Below are 20,672 nucleotides of genomic sequence, written 5' to 3'. Positions count from 1 at the left end.
TTAGTTCACCTCTACTTTAATTTGACGATTTTTATAAAACTTTTCTTGAATTTCTTTATTCTCAAGTGCTTCTTTCCAAGGCTCAGTATAACGTGTTAATGTCACTTCTAATCTTTCTACTAGTTGCTTTCTAGTCTCAGGATCAGCGATAGCTTCTTTAATGTTTTCCAATCCTATACGTTCTACCCAATGGGAAGTACGCTCCAAGTAATTCGCAGTTTCACGGTAATATTGAAGGAACACACTAGTCATTTCCAGCGCTTCTTCCTCTGTTTTGACAGTACATAGGAGGTCACCAGCGCGTAAATCTGTACCACCATTCCCAGCTACATATATTTCCCAGCCTCCGTCTACACCAACAAATCCAATATCTTTAATTCCAGATTCTGCGCAGTTACGTGGACAAGCAGATACGCCCATTTTAAATTTGTGAGGAGTATCCAACCGCTCAAACTTCTTCTCCAATTCGATTCCGAGACTCATGGAATCTTGTGTACCGTAACGGCAGAAGGTCTTACCTACACATGTTTTCACCGTACGAAGTGTTTTGCCGTACGCATATCCAGAAGGCATATCGAGCTCTTCCCAAATTGGAAGCAAATCATCTTTTTTAACTCCGAATAAACCGATTCTTTGTCCACCTGTCAACTTAACAAGAGGAACATCATATTTCTCAGCAACCTCACCGATTTTTTTCAAATCCTCCGCTGTTGTCACACCACCGTACATTCTCGGAATAACGGAGTATGTTCCGTCCTTCTGAATGTTCGCATGCATCTTTTCATTCACTAAGCGTGAATTGCTCTCATCGATATATTCCGTAGGATTCAGCATGCCCAGTAGATAGTTGAGGGCCGGGCGACACTTAGAGCAGCCTTCTTCATTCTTCCAACCGAGAACATACATTACTTCTTTTGTGGAGTTGAGACCCTTCTCTTGAATTTCAGCTACAACTTCTTCTCGATCTAATGTGGTACACCCACAAAGTGTTTTCTTCGTTGCAGCATTTTTATCAAAAGAATCTCCTAGCGTATATGCAAGAATATCACCGACTAAATCTTTACATCTTCCACATGAACGACCGGCGTTTGTACAACCGCCTACTTCGTCAACGGTCGTTAACTCGTTTGTTGTGATAGCATCAACGATCGTTTTCTTCGTAACACCATTACAGCCACAAACAAGTTCATCATCTGGCATGGAAGCAACGTCTTCACCACCGCCTCCTCCACCACATGGAGTGTGAAGAATTTGCGTACTTGTCATTCCAGTCAAATCTTCTCTTTTCAATAGCATTCGGAATAGCTTTTGACCATCTGACGTATCGCCATAGAGGACGATACCAGCAATGCGGTTATCACGGATTAGAATCTTCTTATACACACCGTCAAAATCATTGTGTATTTTAATTGATTTTGTACGATCATCTTCATCAATTTCTCCTGCAGAGAACAAGTCAACACCTGCAACTTTTAATTGTGTTCCTACAATAGACCCTTCATATCCATCGACTTCGTTTCCAGTTAACTTCGCTGCAAGCACTTTCGCCTGCTCATAAAGTGGTGCCACCAATCCATACGTCACTTCACGGTGCTCGGCACATTCTCCGACAGCGTAAACGTTTGGAATGTTCGTCTCCATAAAGTCGTTCACAACAATTCCGCGATTCACAATGATGTCAGTGTTTTGTGCAACCTGAGTATTCGCCTTTATTCCAACGGCCATGACAATGAGATCTGCCTCGATTTCGCTTCCGTCTGTGAAGCGAAGACCAGTTACGCGCTCCTCACCGAGAATTTCTGCTGTCTGCTTTTCCATGAAAAACTTCATTCCTTGTGCTTCCAACTCGTTTTTCAGCATCGCACCAGCAGTTGAATCTAGTTGTCTTTCCATTAGATGTGGTGCCAAATGAACTACGCTAGCTTCCATTCCAAGGTTTAGTAACCCTCTCGCAGCTTCTAACCCTAGTAGACCACCACCAATGACTACGGCCTTTTTATATTTCTCCGCAACCTTGATCATCGTTTCACAATCTTTTATATCACGAAACCCGGTTACACCATCTTTATCCGCACCTGGTATCGGTAAGATAAAAGAAGAGGAACCTGTTGCAATTAATAGCTCGTCGTAGGAAACGATTGTACCTTTTTCAGAGATTACTTGTTTGTTATTGGTGTCAATTTGAACGATTGCTTCATTTACATGTAGATCTATATTGTTTTCTCTATACCAATCCCACTCGTTCATGATTATGTCATCAATTGTTGTATCACCTTGTAGTACATTGGATAATTTGATTCGATTGTAGTTCGGGTGAGGCTCAGCTCCGAAAATAGTAATTTGATACATCTCTCTATTTTGTTGTAAGATCTCTTCTATCACCCTGATTCCAGCCATTCCATTTCCGATCATCACTAAGTGTTTCATTACTACTCCCTCCAGTTATGGGTGTGTTCGAATTAAGTACTATTTTGATAGATTAATATTCGTGATGTATGAATACTCTTTATATACTTATATTAAATTTTATTTATTCTTTTGTGTGTGATATTCATCACATCTAGAGAATTATTGTTCACAGTTTCACAAATTCGACATTTTAAGGGGTGGGAGGGGGAAAGTGAGGCAACTATATAAATGAAGTGTTCGGTGATAGTGCCCGGAGCAGCAGGGATTAGTGAGGTTCGGGAACTATTTCTGATGTTAGTGCCCGGAGCAGCTGGGACTAGTGCGGTTCGGGAACTATTTCTTGGTGATAGTGCCCGGAGATTCTGGCACTCGGCCGGTTCGGGAACTATTTCTTGATGTTAGTGTGCTACTAAAAATGCCTGATCACTGATGTAGTAAAGTTCTTACCACATCAGTGAACAGGCACAAAAGTGTTATTGTTTCTTAAATGATAAATCAGCATCTTCTAGTAAAGTTCTCATAGTTGGTAAGGAGGCTGGCCCAATGCCATGGATTTTTAGAATTTCTTTTTCTGTGTAGTTTGAGAGTTTAGATAATGTATCTATCCCTTCGTGAATTAAGGCACTTCTAGCAGGTGAACTTAGTTTTGATAGAAAGCCACTTTCAGGTTTATTCTCTATTTCACAAGTAGGACAACTTGGGCAATCACTACTTTTATAATACTTATGCCCTTTAGCACACACTCTCATTTTATTTTCTGTTTTCATATGAACACTCCTACCGATTTTGATTTCCAATTTAACATACTACTTATTTTCATTCCGATATCAAATAACCATTACATTAAAAATCTCATCATATTAAAATACAATAGCAAAAAGCTCGCTATCTGTAATATAATGTATATTATGGGCGCCACACCCAAGATGCGAATAACTTATCAGTTGAAGTTAGTAGATATAGAAAGTAATTAAACCTATTTACTCGTAGTTATATCATTGAGTTTGACGAGGGTACTGTAGGCTTTTGTTCTATATAATTGAAAACATAATTATGAGAGTTATAAATTAAGGAAGGCTGTGCTATGGAAAACTATTTTAGCGAATTATTCACGACGCACCTTAAGTATTGGTATATTTATTTGCTTTCGATTATTTTTGCATTCTTCTCATTAATCGTAACATTTGTTGTTGTCATTAGATATTTTGTTTCTGTATCTGGGTCCTATACCTATGCACATATAATGAGCGCGCTTATCTTCACACTATTGTCAAGTGCTCTATTACTCGTACCTAACTATTATGCTGCGATAAATTTTAGACCTGGATTGAGTAAAATTCATACCCTTTTATTGACTCTATTCAACCATTTCTTATTTGTTGTACCAATATTCATTTTAGTATATTACGCATTAAAGTACATCGTCTCAGAATTTAGACAGTGACGACAGTGTCTCTCATCTCCATAGTTCATATTCAAAACTATGCTCTTTCCGTCATCAGCTCCCATCTCATCCCGAACTTATCAATCAACGAAACCATTAAGTTACTGTAGGTTGTCTCATGTAATGGGTGGATGATGGTACTTCCAAACTTTAGTACGTTGTAAGCTCCTCTTACTTCGTCTGGTTTGTTGAAAGTAATGACAATGGAGATATGCTGCCCTGTTGGCACGGTAGTAAGGGAATCAGAAAACATAAATCGTTGAGACCCAATCATCATCTCTGCATGGTAGACATACTGCTTTTGCTCTTCTGAAAGGTTCTCAGTAGACATATCCTCTGGATTCGCCTCATTGTAATGGAGGCACATCAACAACTGACCACCAAAGGCCTTCTCGTAAAGACGTAAAGCCTCCAAACATTCTCCATTAAAGTGAAAATTAGGTGTTACAATCATAAACACTCCACCTTCCATTTAGCATTTATGTTCACGTCGCATCATTCTTGACGCACTCTGGAATCGAAATAGTAAATGTCGTTCCTTCGTTCAATTTACTATTCACATTTATTTCTCCCTTCATTGCTTTCACAATACTGAATGCTACCATAGTACCTAGCCCAGTACCCTTTTCTTTGTTTGTGAAAAAAGGAACCCCTAATCTTTCAATTTGCTCTGTGGTCATTCCTATCCCAGTATCAATCAACTCTATCGTTGTCATTCTATTTTCTTGATCTATTTTAAACACTAGTTTTCCACCGTTTGGCATCGCCTCAATCGCATTTTTAGCTAGATTAATAAAACATTGGTGGAAATGTTTTTTCGTTCCTAAAATATAACTCTCACTAGTGAAGAACTCTTTGGTAATTGAGACACTCTGCATTAATGCATAAGGCTGCATCACATTCGCAACATAATTCATTTCATCAATAACATTTATTAATTCAAGTTCAACGTCCTCATGTGGTTTTGCGAACGTTAGATAATCAGTAATGATCGACTCAGCACGGTCCAATTCCCTAAGAGACAAATCTAAATAGTTGTTCTTTTTCTCCTCATCAATATCAGGGCTCTTAAGTAGCTGGATAAACCCCCTTGTGACGGTTAACGGATTACGAACTTCGTGCGAGATGCTAGCCGCCATTTCACTAAGGCTTTTTAATTTTTCATTATGATATAGTTGCTTTTTCATGGTATCCATTGCTTTTAAGTATTCAATAAAATAAACAGAAAGCCCGATTGTAACAGCTTGTGCAATCACAAAGGAAACTAATAAGACAGTTGGAGCGTGAAGGATAAAGCCAAATAAGGAATGACATAAAAATAAGCTAATAATATTAACAAGTGCAAGCAGAACCATCATACTACTAATTTTAGTTTTGAGAGAATATGCTTGATATTTTGGTAGTAAAACCAATAGTAGAATAAATAATAATATAGTACTATCGAAGACGGCAATATAAAACCCTACGCCCCCCAAATAAAATCGATAAGCTAAAATGACAAAATACAGAGTAATAGCCACTTTTTTCCCGCCATAAAGGGCTCCTAATACATATGGAACATATCTAAAATCAAAGTAGTGTCCTTCATAGTTTGTAATTGGAAAATTCATACATATTATAATAGAGATACTAAATACGGCAGCTAGGGAAACTCTTTTATACTTCGAATCAGTATTAATATAAAAGATTTGGAAAAAAAGAATCGGTAATAAAACAAAAAGTATATTAATAAGTAAATTTTCCATGTGCATCTCCCAACTTCATAAAAGTACTTTTAACATAACACAGAATTTTCTAATTAGGAATATATTAGAAAGTAATTATGAGAAAAAGTGCTGGGAATAACACTCCCGAGTTTTTGGTGAAAATTATTCCTTATCAGAAATTACATGCCCTCCACTACAGTAAAGTGTATTATAATTAATTAACAAATATATACATAGGAGAGTGGGGATATATGGGATCACGTGAAGCTGGAAAAGACAATTGGGATGCTAATTTATATGATGATCAACATGCTTTTGTTTCAAATTTTGGGGAGAGTTTGGTAACATTGCTAGCTCCAAAGCAGGGAGAAAGTATTCTTGACCTTGGCTGCGGGACGGGGGATTTAGCCAATACATTATATGAGTCTGGCGTAGACATTATCGGAGTAGATAAATCGGAAAATATGGTTAAACAAGCAAATAGGAAATACCCTCATATACAGTTTAAGATTCAAGATGCCACAGCTCTAGATTATGATTGCGAATTCGATGCCGTATTCTCAAACGCAGCACTTCACTGGGTAACCTCCCCTAAAGAGGCACTGCAGGGGATTTACAATAGTCTTAAAGTAGACGGAAGATTTGTAGCTGAATTTGGAGGAAAAGGCAACGTTCAAACGATAACAGATGAAATCATTAAGCAAATAAAGGCATATGGATTAGAATTTAAGCAGGAGCAATTCCCTTGGTTTTATCCAAGTATTGCTGAGTATGCGAAGTTAATGGAAGAAGTGGGCTTCAGAGTGACCTTTGCTCAGCACTATGATAGACCAACGATTTTGGCTGGCGATAATGGTTTAAAAAATTGGATTGATTTGTTCTGCAATCAGTTGTTTGTTGGTATCCCTGAGAACACCACCAACCAAATCGTGAGTAACGTCGAAGAAAATCTAAAGGAAACCCTATATAGTGAGGGCGATTGGATTGCTGACTATAAAAGAATACGCGTCGTTGGAGTTAAACAACACCTGATTTTTCACAACCCCTAAGAATTTAAAAGCTAAGGAAAATCTTATCCCTTATTTATTACATATCACTTGTGCAATTTGTCTTTCACCATTTTTCTTAAATATCTTATATGTCTGCATTCCTATTTTTTCTGCAACCTTCTGTGAAGATATATTTTCAAGCGTTGTATAGGAAAATATCTTGGGGTATTTCAAAACATTAAATGCATAATCCTTACAGGCAATTGCGGCTTCTGTTGCATAACCTTTATTCCAATAATCCTTTATAATGTGATAACCAATTTCCGGTACTACTTCATTCTCTATTTCTTGCATTGTAATACCACAGTCTCCAATGAATTTCTCCCCATCTTTTAGAATAACTGCCCATAAACCATGGGTATATTTTTTATAATTATTAATACTCCATTGGATCCATTGTTCCACTTTCTCCTGATTAAACGGCTCGGCATAGTATTGCATAGATTCTGGGTCTGAAAGAACTTTTGATAAATCTTGTATATCCTCCATTATTAGTTCCCTAAGATACAGTCTCTCTGTTTCGATAATTTTCTTCATTACCTGACCCTCCAAATACTATTTTTGGCCATATACTTGTATTAATCACCTCGTCCTTTAAGTACATCACTTCACAAAGTCTATCTATTCCTCCCATTCATTTTAACATAAATATCCAATTTGTTTTGAAAAGCTTGTTTGCAACTCTGAACTAACCCGTTATTAGCATACTAACGGGTTCCTTTCCTTACCCTAAATATAGAGGATAGGACAAAAGTAAAGTTGGAAAAATTTGAGTAATTCAATAAATATCAAACTACCTATGTTAAAATATGTATATAGTATGTGAACGGAGCAACTTACTCAAGGGTGGAAAGGAGTTTAATAGCAAGAGGTAATCATGGCGTTTGGAGTGATTTAATTGAAATGGACTTTTTATATTTTATTGGTTGTAACCGCTTTATTAATATCTTCTAGTTTTTTTCGTTGGTCTGAAATAGAAACTACCGATGTTTTACCAAGAAATACAACCCTTTACTATAAGCAAGATAATTGGGTGGGACAACCATGGGTTGCACATTGCGGAGGAGTCGGAATGTGTAGCAGGCTCAAGGAAACCCCCTTAGTAACTGAGGAAGATAGGCACAGTTCTTATTCCCATGTAATGCAAGACCATAATAAACATGCGCGTTCTGGATTCATGGTTGAGGCGTGGAGAGAAAGAGACCGGGCTACGTATATTTGGATAAACCTTACGGCAATAAGTTTTATAGGGACGATTATCTCTTTTATCTATACAAAAAAGCGTAACTCACTAGTGAAAAATCAAAATTAATTTAACAAACGGATGGGTAGTGGGAAAAAGCTATTACTTCACTTATGCCCCTATCGGGAAAAACACGTTAAATAAGGAGATTTCACCTACATTTTCTACTAACATCATTATTAAAGTAAAAAAGTATATACATAATTTTTATGAAATGGGGATGTCAAATGGAACAAAAACCACAAACAATTTATTCACCACCAAAACATATTGTTTCGGCAGCAACAATTGTAATCAATGAACAAAGAGAAATATTATTAATCAAGGGTCCTAGAAGGGGTTGGGAAATGCCTGGTGGACAAGTTGAAGAAGGAGAATCTCTAAAAGCAGCCGCAATAAGGGAAACTAAAGAGGAATCTGGGATTGAGGTTGAGGTATTAAAATTTTGTGGCGTATTCCAAAATGTGAACCAATCCATCTGCAATACATTATTTCTAGCCAAGCCGATTGGGGGTAAATTAACTACATCTTCAGAGAGTTTGGAAGTCGGCTTCTTCCCTATCCAGCAAGCATTAGAGATGGTAGAGTGGCACAATTTCAGACAAAGAATTGAATACTGTTTAGATGAAAGTACCCACCCATTTTATATAGAATTTTGAGATCAACACAGAGAGGCCTTAATGGGAAAAAGCGATACTGATCCTGCACATATCACATTACCGAAGAAATCTAGGAAATGAAATTAAATAAGACATAAATTCCATAAAAGAGGAGGTGATACTCTTGAAAAAAAAGTTATTATTCGTAACTTTATTTTTGGCTTCATTCAATCTTATGGGGTGTACTGAACTAGGCAGTCAGAATAACCATGAGGGAGAACATCTAGAACATGTATATGAGGCCGCAGAAAGTCATGTCACATTCCCTTATCACCTTCCTCATTTTGAAGATTATACGATCGTGAGTATGTATTACGTACCTCATGATGAAGACTTCGATACAGAAGAAGAACTTCATATCACATATAATGCGGATGTATTTGTAACAGAAGAAATGGAAGAAGCGATGGAGAATCTAAAAGAAGTCGAGATTGTTGAAAGTGGGGGATATTCCATCTATGGTCCGTATTACAAATCAGGTGAGACTATTCAGCCCATTAATTTAATTATAAAGAGGAGTCCATTTGATGTTGTCAGTCCAGATAAGGATAGAGATGAGCTATATACGGTTGAAATAGTAGGTAAAGAAGTTGTTTATGATTACACATTCGATGCTATGACAGGTGATGGCAGGTTTGCATACTTTATTTTTGAGGTTGAAAACGATGGAACGTATTACCGAGTTTATGTAGAAATTACTTCTAAGATGACCGAGGAGGAAATCGAGGAAAAAATAGAAGAAATGTCCGATGCTATATTAACGTGATAATTTTCTGTGAAGTAAAACTAACGGACGCGAGTTACCAAAACAAAAAAAAGTAAAAATTGCTCGGTTCAAATGGAACTGAGCAATTTTTATTCATGCTTTTTTATATGTACAATACAAGAAATAGGCAGGACTTAACATCGCTCCATCTTAATCCCTACCATGAACAATGATCCTATCATCTTCTAAGTATTCCGTCCCTGTATCAAATTCGTAGTTTTTAAATCCCTTAAACGTTCCTTCATAACGAAGCTTTCCAGTTTTATAATAAAGTTTTCCTTCTACGTATAGTCTTGCACCGTAAAAAAAGTAATGACATTTTCGGAAGCGACCAGTAAATTTCACATGTCCATTTTCGTAGTATTCCGTTCCTTGTCCTACGTATTCCAGCCCTTCAAATTCTCCCTCATAGCGAAGTTGACCCGTATTGTAATAAAACTTCCCTTTTCCAAATGGCTTCCCATTTTTGAAAGTACCTTTAAACCAAACATCAATACCATTCTCCCAATATCCTATGCCTTCACCATGAGGTTCATTATTTTTTAACTCACCATCATATTTCAAATTTCCATTATCATAATATATTCTCCCTTTCTTCATCGATCATAGCCTCCCTTCTCTTTCGTTCAAGTTGTTTACGCCGTTTCTTCAATTCATTCCCGTCTACTTCCCACTCAGCAATCACTATTTGTAACTCTTCAAGTTGAAGTAAATATTGATAGATTTCTTGTGAAAAAATGCCATCAGTTCTTTCTAAACGATAATAGTCATGAAATTCCCCTATTACACTATCAATATCTGCTATTAAATCTGCCTTCCTCGGCGATCCAAATAACCAATACTTATAAAGATCGTCCTCGTAATCTTTCATCCACTCCATGTACTCAAACCGAACCGCTTCATAATCATCAATATAAGGGTGACTGAAATCATTAGGGGAATTCTCATAGTCTTCATAACAATCATCCGAGCAAAATAAAATCCCCTCACAGTTTACCCGTCTTCCTAGCTTCGGCTTCCTTCTACACACTTTACATCGTTTCATAACGACCACACTCCTCAACAAAAAATAAAATGATCACCCTCAACATACATAGGCTATTTATTTTTTGCTACGCTGGCCTTTCTTCTCAATACTAGAAAAATAAAGTTTTTTTGTTTATGAATACTAAAACCCTCCAATATTACACCACCCCTATATCTCTTTGATATAGTAATGTCCTATTACCTGTTAAGGAGGATTAATATGGTTTTATCTGTAAAAAATATGACTGTATCATATGGCTCAAAAAAGGCAGTCGACAACATCAGTTTTACCCTAAAAAAAGGGAATGTCATTGGATTGCTAGGGGCAAATGGAGCTGGAAAATCTTCGACGATTGCTGCAGTACTTGGTGTGCAAAAAAGTAAGTTTGAAGAGCTTTCCATTTTAGGAAAGTCTCCAATACGAAATAGAAAAGAAGTATTTGAACAAGTCGGTGTTCAGTTTCAAGAAACAAATTTCCAGGATAAAATCACTGTAAAAGAAGCTTGTGAACAGTGGCAATCATTATATAAGAAAACGGGTGACTTATCCCAACTGATACAAACATTCGGTTTGGAGGGGAAAGAAAATCAACTAGTAAAATCCCTATCAGGAGGAGAACGGCAGCGTTTAGCTGTATTACTTGCTTTACTTCCTAATCCAAAACTAGTCTTTTTGGACGAGCTTACAACAGGGCTTGATACGAAAGCCCGCAGAATTCTATGGCAGCATCTCCAAAATATGAAGAAGAACGGTCTATCCATCGTCCTTACTTCCCATTACATGGATGAAGTAGATGCTTTATGCGATGAAATTATCATTCTACGAGATGGGGTAACTGTTTTCAAAGGTACGGTTAGCGCTGCCCTGGAGTCTAGTAAGAAGACGTCCCTTGAAGAAGCATATTTATATTATTCTGGTGAGGAGGATAAGTGGTGATGAGTACATTTACTACATTTTTAAAAATAGAAGGTAAATTGGTATGGAAAGGAATGGATATTTTCATATTTGGAATTTGCTTTCCGATTCTATTATCTCTCCTATTTGGCTATTTGCTGAACAATGATGCTTCCATGGGCTTTTCTACATTTGATTTGTCATATGCAGCTGTAGTAACAATTGGTATTTTAGCAACTGGAGTAATGGGATTGCCATTGACTATTGCGGACTACCGTCACCGTGGGATACTAAAAAGATTCCAAGTAACTCCAGTATCGCCCCTGACCATTCTTTTTGCACAAGGAGTTATCCAGCTTATTGCTGCAATTATATCTTTTATTGGGGTCACTCTCGTCTATCAATTAGTATTTGACTACACCTTGAGTGGTAGTTGGCCCTTATTTTTATTGATTTTTGCATACGTAACTTTGGCCATGTATAGTATTGGTATTTTCATAGGAAGTTTAGTAAAAGACCAAAAGTCTGCAAATTTATGGTCCTCGGTTGCCTATTTTACCATGCTACTTTTTTCAGGGGCGACAATCCCATACGAAGTCATGCCAAGATTTGTTCAATGGGGTATGGACATTCTTCCACTTTCTCATGGAATACATCTTTTGAAGCAAACTAGTGTTGGAGAACCGATGTCAGATGGTTTCATTCATTTCGGAGTGTTAACATTATGTATACTAATTGGTTTAGGTGGAGCAACCAAATTTTTCAAATGGAAGTAGGTGTTTTAGGGTGTACAAAACAAAAGAAATCGCACAGATCGTTGGGGTACACCCTAACACTGTTCGAATATACGAAGAGTGGGGGTTTATATCGCCTGTCCCAAGAAAGAATAATTGGTATCGAGTATATTCCGATATCCATTTATTCCAATTAAAGGTTGCACGCACCTTGTTTCAATGCGAAATCGTGCAAGGGAATATTCGAAAAATGGCCCGCGACATTGTTTATACTTGTGGAAAAGAGCAGTTTGGAAAAGCAGAAGAGCTAACCCAAGACTATCTTAGTCATCTAAAAAAGGAATATGAGTACGCCTTGGTCGCTGTGAAGGTAGTCGAAAACTGGCTCCATAAAAATCCGATTAACGATGTAAGGCAATATACACGGAAAGAGGTTGCGAGGCTGTTAGATATTACTCCAGAAGCAGTACGAAACTGGGAGCGTAATGGTCTCATCGATGTCCCAAGGTTGGAGAATGGTTTTCGTATTTACGGTGAGAAAGAGGTGGAGCAGTTAAGAGTTATTCGGAGTTTAAGAAGCGCTCATTATTCCATCAATTCAATACATCGATTACTCTCACAAATCCATCGACCCTCTCCAAATATTATAGAGATCCTGAATAGTCCAACAGAGAATGAAGACATCGTTACTGTTACGGACCGACTAGTAAAATCATTAGAAGAAGCGATTGAGGGGGCAAATGAGACACTAGCATTATTTAAAAAGTGAGGAAGGGGGACAAGGGGACAGGTACCTCGTCCCACTTCCCCGCTAGATAATGTGCATGATTTAAAGAGTTTCCCTAATAATCCCTGTATCCACATAGGTCACGCGTCCTGTATGTGCATTAATTTTTTCAATAGCCCCCATTTCCCCTGGATAGTCTACAGTAAATGATAGAGTATATACGGAGGTATCATCAAAATCTTTCACACATCTCGTTAGTTTCAAGTCGATTTCTTGGAAAAAACGTTCCTCTACTTCTTCCAAAGGAATACTTGGCTTAATATTAAGAGCTTGTAGCTGAGATTCATTTAATTTAGAGCCACTACATTCCCGAATAATTCCGGTAAACAAACCTACGTGGATATAGATATCATAACTTTCGATCTTCATGCCTTTATGATAGCGTTGAAAGGTAAACATTTGAGTAGGTTCACTTGGAAAAAAATCGTCGTCCATTTCTAAATCATCTAGGTCTTCTACCTCTAGAATTATTTCACTGTCCTCTTCTGTTAATTCATCTTCGTTGTGTTGAGGCTCCTCTAGACAATATTTCGTATGTACATCACCAACAACACTCTCTAAAAACGAAATGGCCTGTTCTTGTAAAACTTCAAGTGAGAGCGGTGTATCTGATTTTTCCCACACAACGTTTGACTCGATGAAAAATCCTGTTTCATCTTCAAAAGTGGAAACCTTATGCACAATTTCTTCTGTATCCTCTGCAGCATCAAAAATATCTTTTTCCACCCAAAGCTTTGATTCTCCATCATCTTTGAACATGACAAAATCATTGGTAATACCTAGCATTGTTTCTATACTTTCCTTCACAACCGTTTCCTTTAGTGGATAAACCGGAATTTCTTCTGCTCCCATAAACTCCAACACATTATCAATTTCTCCATTAACTTTAACACCGATATAAGCAGGGTTCATTCGATAAATTAACTCTACGTTTCCATCTCCCTCTGCCTGGATGACTAACTCTATCACCGATGCATGTAGGAAAATAGCTTTCGCTTCTTCATTCGTAATAGTAACATTAGGATATTCTAGCATGTATCTTTGATGACCAAGGTTCGCAGAGGTAATCTCGCCTTTTCGATTAAAATACAGAGTACAACCAGTATGTGGAATTGGAATATCCAGCTTTTGATCGATCTCTTCATAAATCATGATGTAGCTGTTCTCTAACCATTCCGAAAACATGCCAAATTCTACAGGTGCTGTTAGAAAGTCAGCAACAAACTGATCTCCTTTTTGTAAAAAATCAGCTATCTCTCTTTCAGATAAGGGAGTATGAGGGGGAGACTCTTCCTCCTCTTGTCCCTCTTCTTCGTTATATGGATCTATTTCAAATCCACTGAATGACCCGTCGTCACTGAAATAAATATTTGCATACAAATCACCTGTCTTCGCATCAACAATAGTAGTATCATAATCGTCCTTTTCGATCATGATATCCGGGTTGCCTTTTATATATTTTCTAAGTTTATTCGTTAATTCACTCACACAGTGTGCTCCTCTACAATAATCTCTACATCATGAGACATTACATCATAATAACTCCAATACTCCAATAGGCCTCTTTCATGTAAAATAATAATATCAGAATTATCATTCTTTTTATAGATTAATATTTCAGCATGATATAGACTAGCACTGTGTTGTTTAGGTCGATTTATAGCTAAACTCTAAGAGACTTCAGTTGGAAGTGTAATTTTTACGAAACTATTTCCTAATCCTATACTCTTGCTAGTACCCAAGCCGCTCCTTCTTCCTATTTAAATAGGGCATATCCATTTCATGAATGGCCTCTTTGTTAAAATTGGCATTGATATATTCACTAAACTGCCTAACTACTTCTTCCACCGACGGATCTCCTTCTTCCACAATGGTGATGAGGGCATCGTACATGGCTAAAAGAATGGAGATATCCTCTCTTCCGTAATGACATATCTGAAAAAACGCCCCATATAAAATATCTTTAAAGGGAGTTTGCATCGTAGTAACCTTAATCTCGCCGTCATGGTAATAGTTGAGATAGCTTCCATCGTATTTACTCACTTCAGCCAGCAGCTTTCCTAGATGAAGGATACAGTCAACTGCTGTATTCGGATCATTTATTCCCGGGGAAATTGCTCGCAATGTTACTTCAACAATTTTTCGAATCCCAAACTCCACGTCCTGAAACATCGTCCTGTCATTTCCGATTTTAATATACTTCCTAAAATCGAGTTTTGGATGAGACCCATGGTTTTGATAATAAATGATCATCAACGTATCTCCTGGTTTGACAAATGCCCCAACAGGCTTGGTTAACTCAAACACAAGCTTTTTATCCAAAGCCGTTTCTAACAAACGGTGCGTTTCGTGTAGTTGGATATATCCTAGCGTATCGCTTTTCACCTCGAAACGATTCGCACTTTGGGGCAATGATGGCTTGTCCCAAGTTATCTTAATCACTTCATCTTTATTCGGAGTAAGTCTATGTTCCATTGCCTTTAAAGTCGAAGTTGTTACCTTATTAATGAGATTGCTCACTTGAATTGAGTTGGCCACGTGATGGATGAAATACGCAAAGAAAGCGAGACAAATGATGGCAATCAACACGCCAATCGGTCCAGCAATCACCTCATGCTTCAGATCCTCCCTCATGAACAGAAGGGTAAGAATCGAATACATAATGCCCCCCATATAAACGCCAAGGACCCGCATCGTGACTTTGTTCGTAATGAAGTCAGACAGGGTTCGTGGGGAAAACTGGGAGGAATACGTTGTTAACACGACCATGATTGTGGAAAACGTGATGGTGATCATTGTTAAAAGGGCTGCTGCAATCGTCCCCAAAATCGTTTGGGCTAAGTCAACGCTTATCAAAAATAGAGGAGGGATCGTTTGCGTAACTGCCTCCCCATGGACCGTATCTAAATAAATCACGCCAAAGGCCAAAAGCGAGGCAAATAAACAATATAGGCTCGGTAAAAGCCAAATGGTTTGTTTAATTTGCAGGAGAAAATATTTCATAGGTGTGTAATCCCCCTGATCTACTAGTAAGTTACATGTTGTGTAAAGCCAATTTGTTTTTATATAAATAATGTTCGTATACCTACACAGTATGTCACGAAATTCCTATTATCATTACCCGAAGCCTCTCCTTCATATGCATACATAAAAATACTCCACCGATCCATTACATATCAATTAATTCATATAGGTTATTTTAGTTAACAATGCACTTATCAAAAAAAGCTGGGTGAAATCGGCTCCATACCGATTTCACACCAGCCTTCCCTTTTTATTTTAAATATAACTCTTCAATTTTTTCTACTGGTACTGGTGGACTAAAGTAATATCCTTGCCCAATGGGACAGCCTAAATCCTTCAATAACCGTAAATGCTCCTCTGTTTCAATTCCTTCTGCTACTACTGAAAGCTGTAAATTAGTTCCGATGTCTAAAATACTTTTTACAATAGCTACATCACTAGAATCTTGAACCAGATCGAATATAAAGCTTCTATCAATTTTAATAGTATCAATTGGAAGACGCTTTAAATAACTGAGGGATGAGAAGCCAGTTCCAAAGTCATCAATGGAGATGCCAACCCCGAGTTGCTTTATCTTTTCAAGTGTAGGAAGAATCTCTTCTACACTTTCCATCATGCTTTCCGTTATTTCTAATTCAAATAAGGCTGGATCTATTCCAGATTGGCGCAATGTAGTAGAAATAGAATCAACAAAATGACGATGACGAAGTTGAATGAGGGATAAATTTACTGACACCTTTAAATTTGTAAATCCTTGTTTCTCCCATAATTTCATCTGCGTAATAGCTTGTTTAATTACCCATAATCCAATCGAGTTGATCATTCCTGTCTCCTCTGCAATCGGGATAAACTCAATTGGAGAAACACGACCAAGCGTAGAATTGTCCCAACGCAGTAGGGCTTCCATACCAATGACTTTATTATTTTGTAGATTAAATTTTGGCTGATAGTTTAGACTCAACTCATTTTTTTCGACAGCATACCTAAGTTCTCTTTCGATATTCACCCTTCTATGGAGCTGCTCATTTATTTCTGCATTATACAACTGATACGTGTTTTTCCCTTTTAGCTTTGCATTGTACATAGCCGTATCAGCAAGGGAAATGATCTTTTCAGCGTTATTCGTACTATCTGGATGTAAACTGATACCTATGCTAGTAGTTATATACACTTCAAATTCATCAATAACATAAACCTTATCGATTGCCTGAATTACTTTTTCTGCCAAATTATTTACTTCATCATTTAAATAATCTAACAATACAACGATAAACTCATCCCCACCAAGATGATAAATGGATGTCCTATCGTTTTTAAAAGATAAAAGTCTACTAGCAACCTCTTTCAGCAGTTGATCACCAACAGAATGACCGAGTGTATCATTCGTCATCTTGAACCGATCCAAATCCATAAACAAAACTGCAAACTTCTTATCGTTATCAATGTATGTATTTAATTGATCAAGCAACAGTCTTCGATTAGGTAAATTCGTCAGTTCATTTTGTGTTGCCATTTGCTTAATATATTCCTCAGCCGCTTTCTTCTCTGAAATGTCCCGAACAACAACGACAAAACCATTCGTTTCTTTGATTTTGGATAAGGTTGCTTCTTGCGGGAAGGTGGTGCCATCCTTCCTCAATCCTATTAACTCCCCTTGCCAAAAATCATTCGTGTTTAGTGCCACAAGGATATTTTGTTCGATCCAAGGTAATTCTTCTTCTTTATATACTACTTGCCATGCTTTCCCTAATAACTCACCATCTTCATATCTATAAATATTTAAGAATGATTGGTTAAAAAATTGATATTCTCCAACTTCATTTAAGATTGCTACACCATCCATCGTAGACTTAATGGCATCAGCATATTCTTTTAAGCTTAGCTTGCTATCATTCAATTCCCTTTTAGAAAACATATACTTATCAAATTGCAAACCAAAAAAATAGCCTACAACACCATTTAAGATAAACAATAAATAAATACTTGCACTAGATATTGGGATGTCATTAGAATTTAGGAAAAAAAATAGATTAAATGTAAAAGGCAATAATACTCCTACAATTCTACCTGTATGCTTCATCGTGTTGCTCCTTGCTCAGGAAATATGTAATATAAAATTTCGATGTAGATATTGTAACAAAATAAAACAAGAAATAAAATTTGAATTGGGGACGGAGGGACAGGTTCCACGTCCCACTTCAGAGCCCATATTGGTAAGAACCCTTGGGGTAAAGGTTTTAGGAATTGCTGCCATGAAAGAAATGATGATATTTGGATTTGGCGAATTAGATTTAAACAAGATGTGGCTAAGAGTCGAAGTAGATAATAAACAGGCAATCAAATCATATATTCATAAGGGGTATGTAGAAGAGGGTGGGTATTTTTAGACAAGATAGATTAAGAAATAGTAAATTCGTTAATCGTTTAAGGATGAGTATGCTTAAACATGTATTCTACAAGTAAAGGGTTAGATGCATTAAAACTCCTTAAGTTGAAGGACGAATCCATGGAATGATAAGGATAAAAAAATAAATAGCAAACAATAGTTTTGAAATAGCTATGATACCAAGTAGAATGTTAGACCAATTACTAGTCATAGAGAAGATAAGAACTTCAAATATTATTATTAGGACACCTAGTAGACTGAGATATATAAAGGAACGTTTTAAGTAAAGAATAAAACCGAATATAAGTAACAATGGAAAAATTACAATTAAGATTGAAGACAATACATTAAATAATATATCCATGTAATTCACCTAACCTCCCCTACTCACATGAGACAATAGAAACTAGCCTAGAAATTACTGGCTAAATAACTTAGTGATTTTTCTGAGAACTCATTACCTATCTAATCATAACAACATAAATTTTTCCATTTTACTCTTAAAGCATAGAGTCATAGTAGTAATGGTTTCTTTTTTCTAATATATTTGGGGCAACTAAGTAGTTTTACAACAGACATAAATATAGGAGTGTGTAATGATCAACAAATCATTACACACCCTTCGTCGACCACCACTAAAGTAACGTAAGAATACATTCAATTAGTGGTTGGAAGATAGTCTTCTACTTCTTTGTTCGTATCTAGGAAACTCGCAATTAGCATAAAGAGACCGATGGTAGACATGAACAGTCCTAATGCCACATTACCAATCACCAAAGACATTGATTCTCCCCACTCCAGATATTTACCGGCATAGTAAAAGCCTTCTACACACATTCGGGCGGATAAGATATACGTAAAGGTATGGACTGCAAATTGGACAATTCTTTCCAGCGGTTTTATCTCCTTCATCAATATTCCTTCTGCCCTTGCCCTCTTCTTACGTTTTTCTTGTACCCCCATCCACACTGCTGCCGTTGTCACTTGCACAAACAAAAGGACCATTAAATTCCCAGTTGCGCCTCCTACTGTCTCCATTCGAGAAAAGAAAAACATGTAAATAGCTACGAACGCCAACACATTTATTAGTCCAAATAATAAATTATTATTCCGTATATAGGTGTACGTTTGCTTTTTTTCGTCAAGGAGTAATTGTTCCACATCTAGGGCACGAACCGATTCCCCATCCAATACCTTTTCAAGCACCTTCTTGACCCCATATGCCTGTTTCAGTTTCTCTTCGTTTTGCTTCATTTTCTCGTAGATGATGTCTTCATGATTCTCTTCGGAAAAAATTAGTTTGATCTCTTCAATTGAAAAATCCAGCAGTCGGAGCTGCTTAACATGCAACAAGGTATCAACGGTATCTTCACTATACTCCTTGTAACGATTTTCCTTTCTTTCTGTCTGGATAAGACCTGCTTCCTCGTAATACCGAATCGCTTTTTTAGTTAATCCTGTACGCTTTTCTACATCTTTTATCTGCATCTTCTAGCCCTCCCTTGCTCTCTTTTTACCACGTGCCCCAAGGGAACAGTCAATTACTTATGTGAGATTCTTTAGAAAAATGATGTTTTAAATGATATCTACTCCAGACCCTTTCCTTCATTCGCTCAGCCTAAGCTACCCAACAAACCTAACCCTCTCCCACTCTTCATAAAAATCTTGTAAAAAAGTATCTTCAAGAGGAGTATTATCGGAAAATACGTCTTGATCCATTCCCAACATTACAGTTAAGATCTCATAGATTTTTACTGTATCACATACCATTACCTTCGCATCGCCGAATGTCCCCATTTTTACGGCTCCCAACTCCTTGAAAGGCTCCTCCACCTTCCAGAAATAGTCAGACCAAGGCGTTCCTGTATGTCGATAGGACGGAACGGATATTTCTGTTCCATCAGGTAAAACAGTATAAAGCATCTCTTGTGTTGTGGTTAATCTGCCAGGGATATCAAGCCATTCTTCAACCCCATGCATATATGTATTACGAGTTAAGTCTACTCCTACTAATAAGATGGTTGCTTGTCGATCTAATAATTTCCCCCATGCTGATTCCCTTGCACAAGGAGTATCACATTTCTCATCCCCCGAAGTAAAAGGCACTGCATCCTTTCCAAGTGCTGCAACAGAATGCGTAGGATGTAAGGAACGGACTACTCCAGGTCGTTTTCTGAATAACTCTGGAAGGATCCCTACACACGAAGGAGATTCTTCTACATCAAACTTCGGATTCTTTTGATTGATAAATGACCACGTGTGGGTTGGAAAAACTAGTAGGCCGTCTTTCATATATTCAGAGAAAGCATCTAACACAGTTTCTGCCCTATTCTCTACTTCCCCAATACTTTTATAAGAGGAGTGAACTAAAACAGTTCCTTCCCTATTAATATCCATCGCTTCTAATTGCTCCATTAATGATTCCTTATTATGCATATTGATATAATCCTTTCCAACAGATAGTTGATAAGAACATTATACACTAGTTATATTGTGAAACTATTAAATACAGTAGCAGATTGATATATTTATCATTCATCAAAA

At 37.2% G+C, this 20,672-nt stretch carries 22 protein-coding genes; 9 read left to right on the top strand and 13 right to left on the bottom strand.

What is annotated here, in order from left to right; all coding sequences use genetic code 11:
- Both nirB and BW724_RS06395 read right to left on the bottom strand, forming a co-directional pair.
- Positions 1-2,427, bottom strand: a complete 2,427-nt coding sequence (gene nirB / locus BW724_RS06400; RefSeq protein ID WP_088074440.1) for a nitrite reductase large subunit NirB — start codon at positions 2,425-2,427, stop codon at positions 1-3.
- A 455-nt stretch (positions 2,428-2,882) separates the two neighbouring features.
- Positions 2,883-3,176 carry an RNA polymerase alpha subunit C-terminal domain-containing protein gene (locus BW724_RS06395; RefSeq protein ID WP_088074439.1) on the bottom strand — a complete coding sequence of 98 codons (294 nt, stop codon included), beginning with the start codon at positions 3,174-3,176 and terminating at the stop codon, positions 2,883-2,885.
- A 317-nt stretch (positions 3,177-3,493) separates the two neighbouring features.
- On the opposite strand from BW724_RS06395, the gene BW724_RS06390 reads away from it, so the two are divergent.
- Positions 3,494-3,853, top strand: coding sequence for a hypothetical protein (locus BW724_RS06390; RefSeq protein WP_088074438.1), 360 nt, complete (start codon positions 3,494-3,496; stop codon positions 3,851-3,853).
- A 37-nt stretch (positions 3,854-3,890) separates the two neighbouring features.
- Here the strand turns inward: BW724_RS06390 and BW724_RS06385 are convergent, their stop codons facing one another.
- Both BW724_RS06385 and BW724_RS06380 read right to left on the bottom strand, forming a co-directional pair.
- On the bottom strand, positions 3,891-4,307 hold the full coding sequence (locus BW724_RS06385) for a VOC family protein (protein ID WP_088074437.1): 417 nt from the start codon (positions 4,305-4,307) through the stop codon (positions 3,891-3,893).
- 31 nt (positions 4,308-4,338) lie between these two features.
- Positions 4,339-5,598, bottom strand: a complete 1,260-nt coding sequence (locus BW724_RS06380) for an ATP-binding protein (protein WP_176371321.1) — start codon at positions 5,596-5,598, stop codon at positions 4,339-4,341.
- Positions 5,599-5,810: 212 nt separating this feature from the next.
- On the opposite strand from BW724_RS06380, the gene BW724_RS06375 reads away from it, so the two are divergent.
- Positions 5,811-6,608, top strand: a complete 798-nt coding sequence (locus BW724_RS06375) for a class I SAM-dependent methyltransferase (protein WP_088074435.1) — start codon at positions 5,811-5,813, stop codon at positions 6,606-6,608.
- Positions 6,609-6,638: 30 nt separating this feature from the next.
- Here the strand turns inward: BW724_RS06375 and BW724_RS06370 are convergent, their stop codons facing one another.
- A complete protein-coding gene (locus tag BW724_RS06370) occupies positions 6,639-7,145 on the bottom strand; it encodes a GNAT family N-acetyltransferase (RefSeq protein WP_088074434.1) in 507 nt (168 codons plus the stop codon).
- 361 nt (positions 7,146-7,506) lie between these two features.
- Here BW724_RS06370 and BW724_RS06365 point away from each other — a divergent pair, with 361 nt between their 5' ends.
- The 3 genes from BW724_RS06365 to BW724_RS06355 all read left to right on the top strand — a co-directional run bounded on the left by BW724_RS06365 (position 7,507) and on the right by BW724_RS06355 (position 9,276).
- Complete coding sequence (locus tag BW724_RS06365) at positions 7,507-7,920, top strand: hypothetical protein (RefSeq protein ID WP_088074433.1); 414 nt, start codon at positions 7,507-7,509, stop codon at positions 7,918-7,920.
- Between the two features lie 158 nt (positions 7,921-8,078).
- On the top strand, positions 8,079-8,510 hold the full coding sequence (locus BW724_RS06360; protein ID WP_088074432.1) for an NUDIX hydrolase: 432 nt from the start codon (positions 8,079-8,081) through the stop codon (positions 8,508-8,510).
- A gap of 124 nt (positions 8,511-8,634) precedes the next feature.
- The gene (locus BW724_RS06355; RefSeq protein WP_088074431.1) at positions 8,635-9,276 is read left to right on the top strand and encodes a hypothetical protein; all 642 of its coding nucleotides are present in this window, start codon (positions 8,635-8,637) and stop codon (positions 9,274-9,276) included.
- Between the two features lie 150 nt (positions 9,277-9,426).
- On the opposite strand, the gene BW724_RS06350 is transcribed toward BW724_RS06355, so the two are convergent.
- On the bottom strand, positions 9,427-9,876 hold the full coding sequence (locus BW724_RS06350; RefSeq protein ID WP_088074430.1) for an MORN repeat-containing protein: 450 nt from the start codon (positions 9,874-9,876) through the stop codon (positions 9,427-9,429).
- Positions 9,851-10,321, bottom strand: coding sequence for a hypothetical protein (locus tag BW724_RS06345; protein ID WP_088074429.1), 471 nt, complete (start codon positions 10,319-10,321; stop codon positions 9,851-9,853). The genes BW724_RS06350 and BW724_RS06345 overlap by 26 nt, the downstream gene beginning before the upstream one ends.
- Positions 10,322-10,522: 201 nt before the next feature.
- Here BW724_RS06345 and BW724_RS06340 point away from each other — a divergent pair, with 201 nt between their 5' ends.
- From BW724_RS06340 to BW724_RS06330, 3 genes are read left to right on the top strand one after another with little or no spacing between them, the layout of a single operon-like run.
- Positions 10,523-11,239 (top strand): ABC transporter ATP-binding protein, encoded by a 717-nt coding sequence (locus BW724_RS06340; RefSeq protein ID WP_088074428.1) that lies wholly within the window; start codon positions 10,523-10,525, stop codon positions 11,237-11,239.
- Positions 11,239-11,973, top strand: coding sequence for an ABC transporter permease (locus tag BW724_RS06335; protein WP_088074427.1), 735 nt, complete (start codon positions 11,239-11,241; stop codon positions 11,971-11,973). Before BW724_RS06340 ends, BW724_RS06335 begins: the two co-directional genes overlap by 1 nt.
- A gap of 10 nt (positions 11,974-11,983) precedes the next feature.
- Positions 11,984-12,700 carry a MerR family transcriptional regulator gene (locus BW724_RS06330; protein ID WP_088074426.1) on the top strand — a complete coding sequence of 239 codons (717 nt, stop codon included), beginning with the start codon at positions 11,984-11,986 and terminating at the stop codon, positions 12,698-12,700.
- Between the two features lie 60 nt (positions 12,701-12,760).
- On the opposite strand, the gene BW724_RS06325 is transcribed toward BW724_RS06330, so the two are convergent.
- From BW724_RS06325 to BW724_RS06315, 3 genes are all read right to left on the bottom strand, one after another.
- Positions 12,761-14,206 (bottom strand): hypothetical protein, encoded by a 1,446-nt coding sequence (locus tag BW724_RS06325; RefSeq protein ID WP_088074425.1) that lies wholly within the window; start codon positions 14,204-14,206, stop codon positions 12,761-12,763.
- A 243-nt stretch (positions 14,207-14,449) separates the two neighbouring features.
- Complete coding sequence (locus BW724_RS06320) at positions 14,450-15,721, bottom strand: DUF2254 domain-containing protein (protein WP_088074424.1); 1,272 nt, start codon at positions 15,719-15,721, stop codon at positions 14,450-14,452.
- Between the two features lie 271 nt (positions 15,722-15,992).
- Positions 15,993-17,822: a putative bifunctional diguanylate cyclase/phosphodiesterase gene (locus BW724_RS06315; RefSeq protein ID WP_088074423.1), complete on the bottom strand. Its 1,830-nt coding sequence runs from the start codon at positions 17,820-17,822 to the stop codon at positions 15,993-15,995.
- A gap of 130 nt (positions 17,823-17,952) precedes the next feature.
- Between BW724_RS06315 and BW724_RS06310 the strand changes: the two genes are divergently transcribed.
- Entirely contained in the window at positions 17,953-18,129 is a 177-nt protein-coding gene (locus BW724_RS06310; protein WP_176371320.1) for a GNAT family N-acetyltransferase, read from the top strand.
- A gap of 99 nt (positions 18,130-18,228) precedes the next feature.
- Here BW724_RS06310 and BW724_RS06305 read toward each other — a convergent pair whose 3' ends face one another.
- The 3 genes from BW724_RS06305 to BW724_RS06295 all read right to left on the bottom strand — a co-directional run bounded on the left by BW724_RS06305 (position 18,229) and on the right by BW724_RS06295 (position 20,564).
- Complete coding sequence (locus tag BW724_RS06305) at positions 18,229-18,492, bottom strand: hypothetical protein (protein WP_088074421.1); 264 nt, start codon at positions 18,490-18,492, stop codon at positions 18,229-18,231.
- Positions 18,493-18,785: 293 nt separating this feature from the next.
- Entirely contained in the window at positions 18,786-19,616 is an 831-nt protein-coding gene (locus BW724_RS06300; RefSeq protein ID WP_088074420.1) for a MerR family transcriptional regulator, read from the bottom strand.
- A 135-nt stretch (positions 19,617-19,751) separates the two neighbouring features.
- A complete protein-coding gene (locus BW724_RS06295; protein WP_088074419.1) occupies positions 19,752-20,564 on the bottom strand; it encodes an AAC(3) family N-acetyltransferase in 813 nt (270 codons plus the stop codon).
- Positions 20,565-20,672: the final 108 nt, after the last annotated feature.

This window comes from Litchfieldia alkalitelluris, from assembly GCF_002153425.1.
Lineage (GTDB): Bacteria > Bacillota > Bacilli > Bacillales > Salisediminibacteriaceae > Evansella > Evansella alkalicola.
The sequence above is the reverse complement of the archived record's forward strand: the minus strand, read 5'-3'. Positions and strand labels throughout refer to the sequence as shown.

What these genes read in the sequence shown, in the direction of transcription:
- BW724_RS06345 (WP_088074429.1), bottom strand. Translation starts at nt 10,321, where the DNA reads ATGAAACGATGTAAAGTGTGTAGAAGGAAGCCGAAGCTAGGAAGACGG.
- BW724_RS06390 (WP_088074438.1), top strand. Translation starts at nt 3,494, where the DNA reads ATGGAAAACTATTTTAGCGAATTATTCACGACGCACCTTAAGTATTGG.
- BW724_RS06340 (WP_088074428.1), top strand. Translation starts at nt 10,523, where the DNA reads ATGGTTTTATCTGTAAAAAATATGACTGTATCATATGGCTCAAAAAAG.
- BW724_RS06380 (WP_176371321.1), bottom strand. Translation starts at nt 5,598, where the DNA reads ATGGAAAATTTACTTATTAATATACTTTTTGTTTTATTACCGATTCTT.
- BW724_RS06375 (WP_088074435.1), top strand. Translation starts at nt 5,811, where the DNA reads ATGGGATCACGTGAAGCTGGAAAAGACAATTGGGATGCTAATTTATAT.
- nirB (WP_088074440.1), bottom strand. Translation starts at nt 2,427, where the DNA reads ATGAAACACTTAGTGATGATCGGAAATGGAATGGCTGGAATCAGGGTG.
- BW724_RS06395 (WP_088074439.1), bottom strand. Translation starts at nt 3,176, where the DNA reads ATGAAAACAGAAAATAAAATGAGAGTGTGTGCTAAAGGGCATAAGTAT.
- BW724_RS06350 (WP_088074430.1), bottom strand. Translation starts at nt 9,876, where the DNA reads ATGAAGAAAGGGAGAATATATTATGATAATGGAAATTTGAAATATGAT.
- BW724_RS06370 (WP_088074434.1), bottom strand. Translation starts at nt 7,145, where the DNA reads ATGAAGAAAATTATCGAAACAGAGAGACTGTATCTTAGGGAACTAATA.
- BW724_RS06300 (WP_088074420.1), bottom strand. Translation starts at nt 19,616, where the DNA reads ATGCAGATAAAAGATGTAGAAAAGCGTACAGGATTAACTAAAAAAGCG.
- BW724_RS06315 (WP_088074423.1), bottom strand. Translation starts at nt 17,822, where the DNA reads ATGAAGCATACAGGTAGAATTGTAGGAGTATTATTGCCTTTTACATTT.
- BW724_RS06305 (WP_088074421.1), bottom strand. Translation starts at nt 18,492, where the DNA reads ATGGATATATTATTTAATGTATTGTCTTCAATCTTAATTGTAATTTTT.
- BW724_RS06360 (WP_088074432.1), top strand. Translation starts at nt 8,079, where the DNA reads ATGGAACAAAAACCACAAACAATTTATTCACCACCAAAACATATTGTT.
- BW724_RS06320 (WP_088074424.1), bottom strand. Translation starts at nt 15,721, where the DNA reads ATGAAATATTTTCTCCTGCAAATTAAACAAACCATTTGGCTTTTACCG.
- BW724_RS06385 (WP_088074437.1), bottom strand. Translation starts at nt 4,307, where the DNA reads ATGATTGTAACACCTAATTTTCACTTTAATGGAGAATGTTTGGAGGCT.
- BW724_RS06335 (WP_088074427.1), top strand. Translation starts at nt 11,239, where the DNA reads ATGAGTACATTTACTACATTTTTAAAAATAGAAGGTAAATTGGTATGG.
- BW724_RS06295 (WP_088074419.1), bottom strand. Translation starts at nt 20,564, where the DNA reads ATGCATAATAAGGAATCATTAATGGAGCAATTAGAAGCGATGGATATT.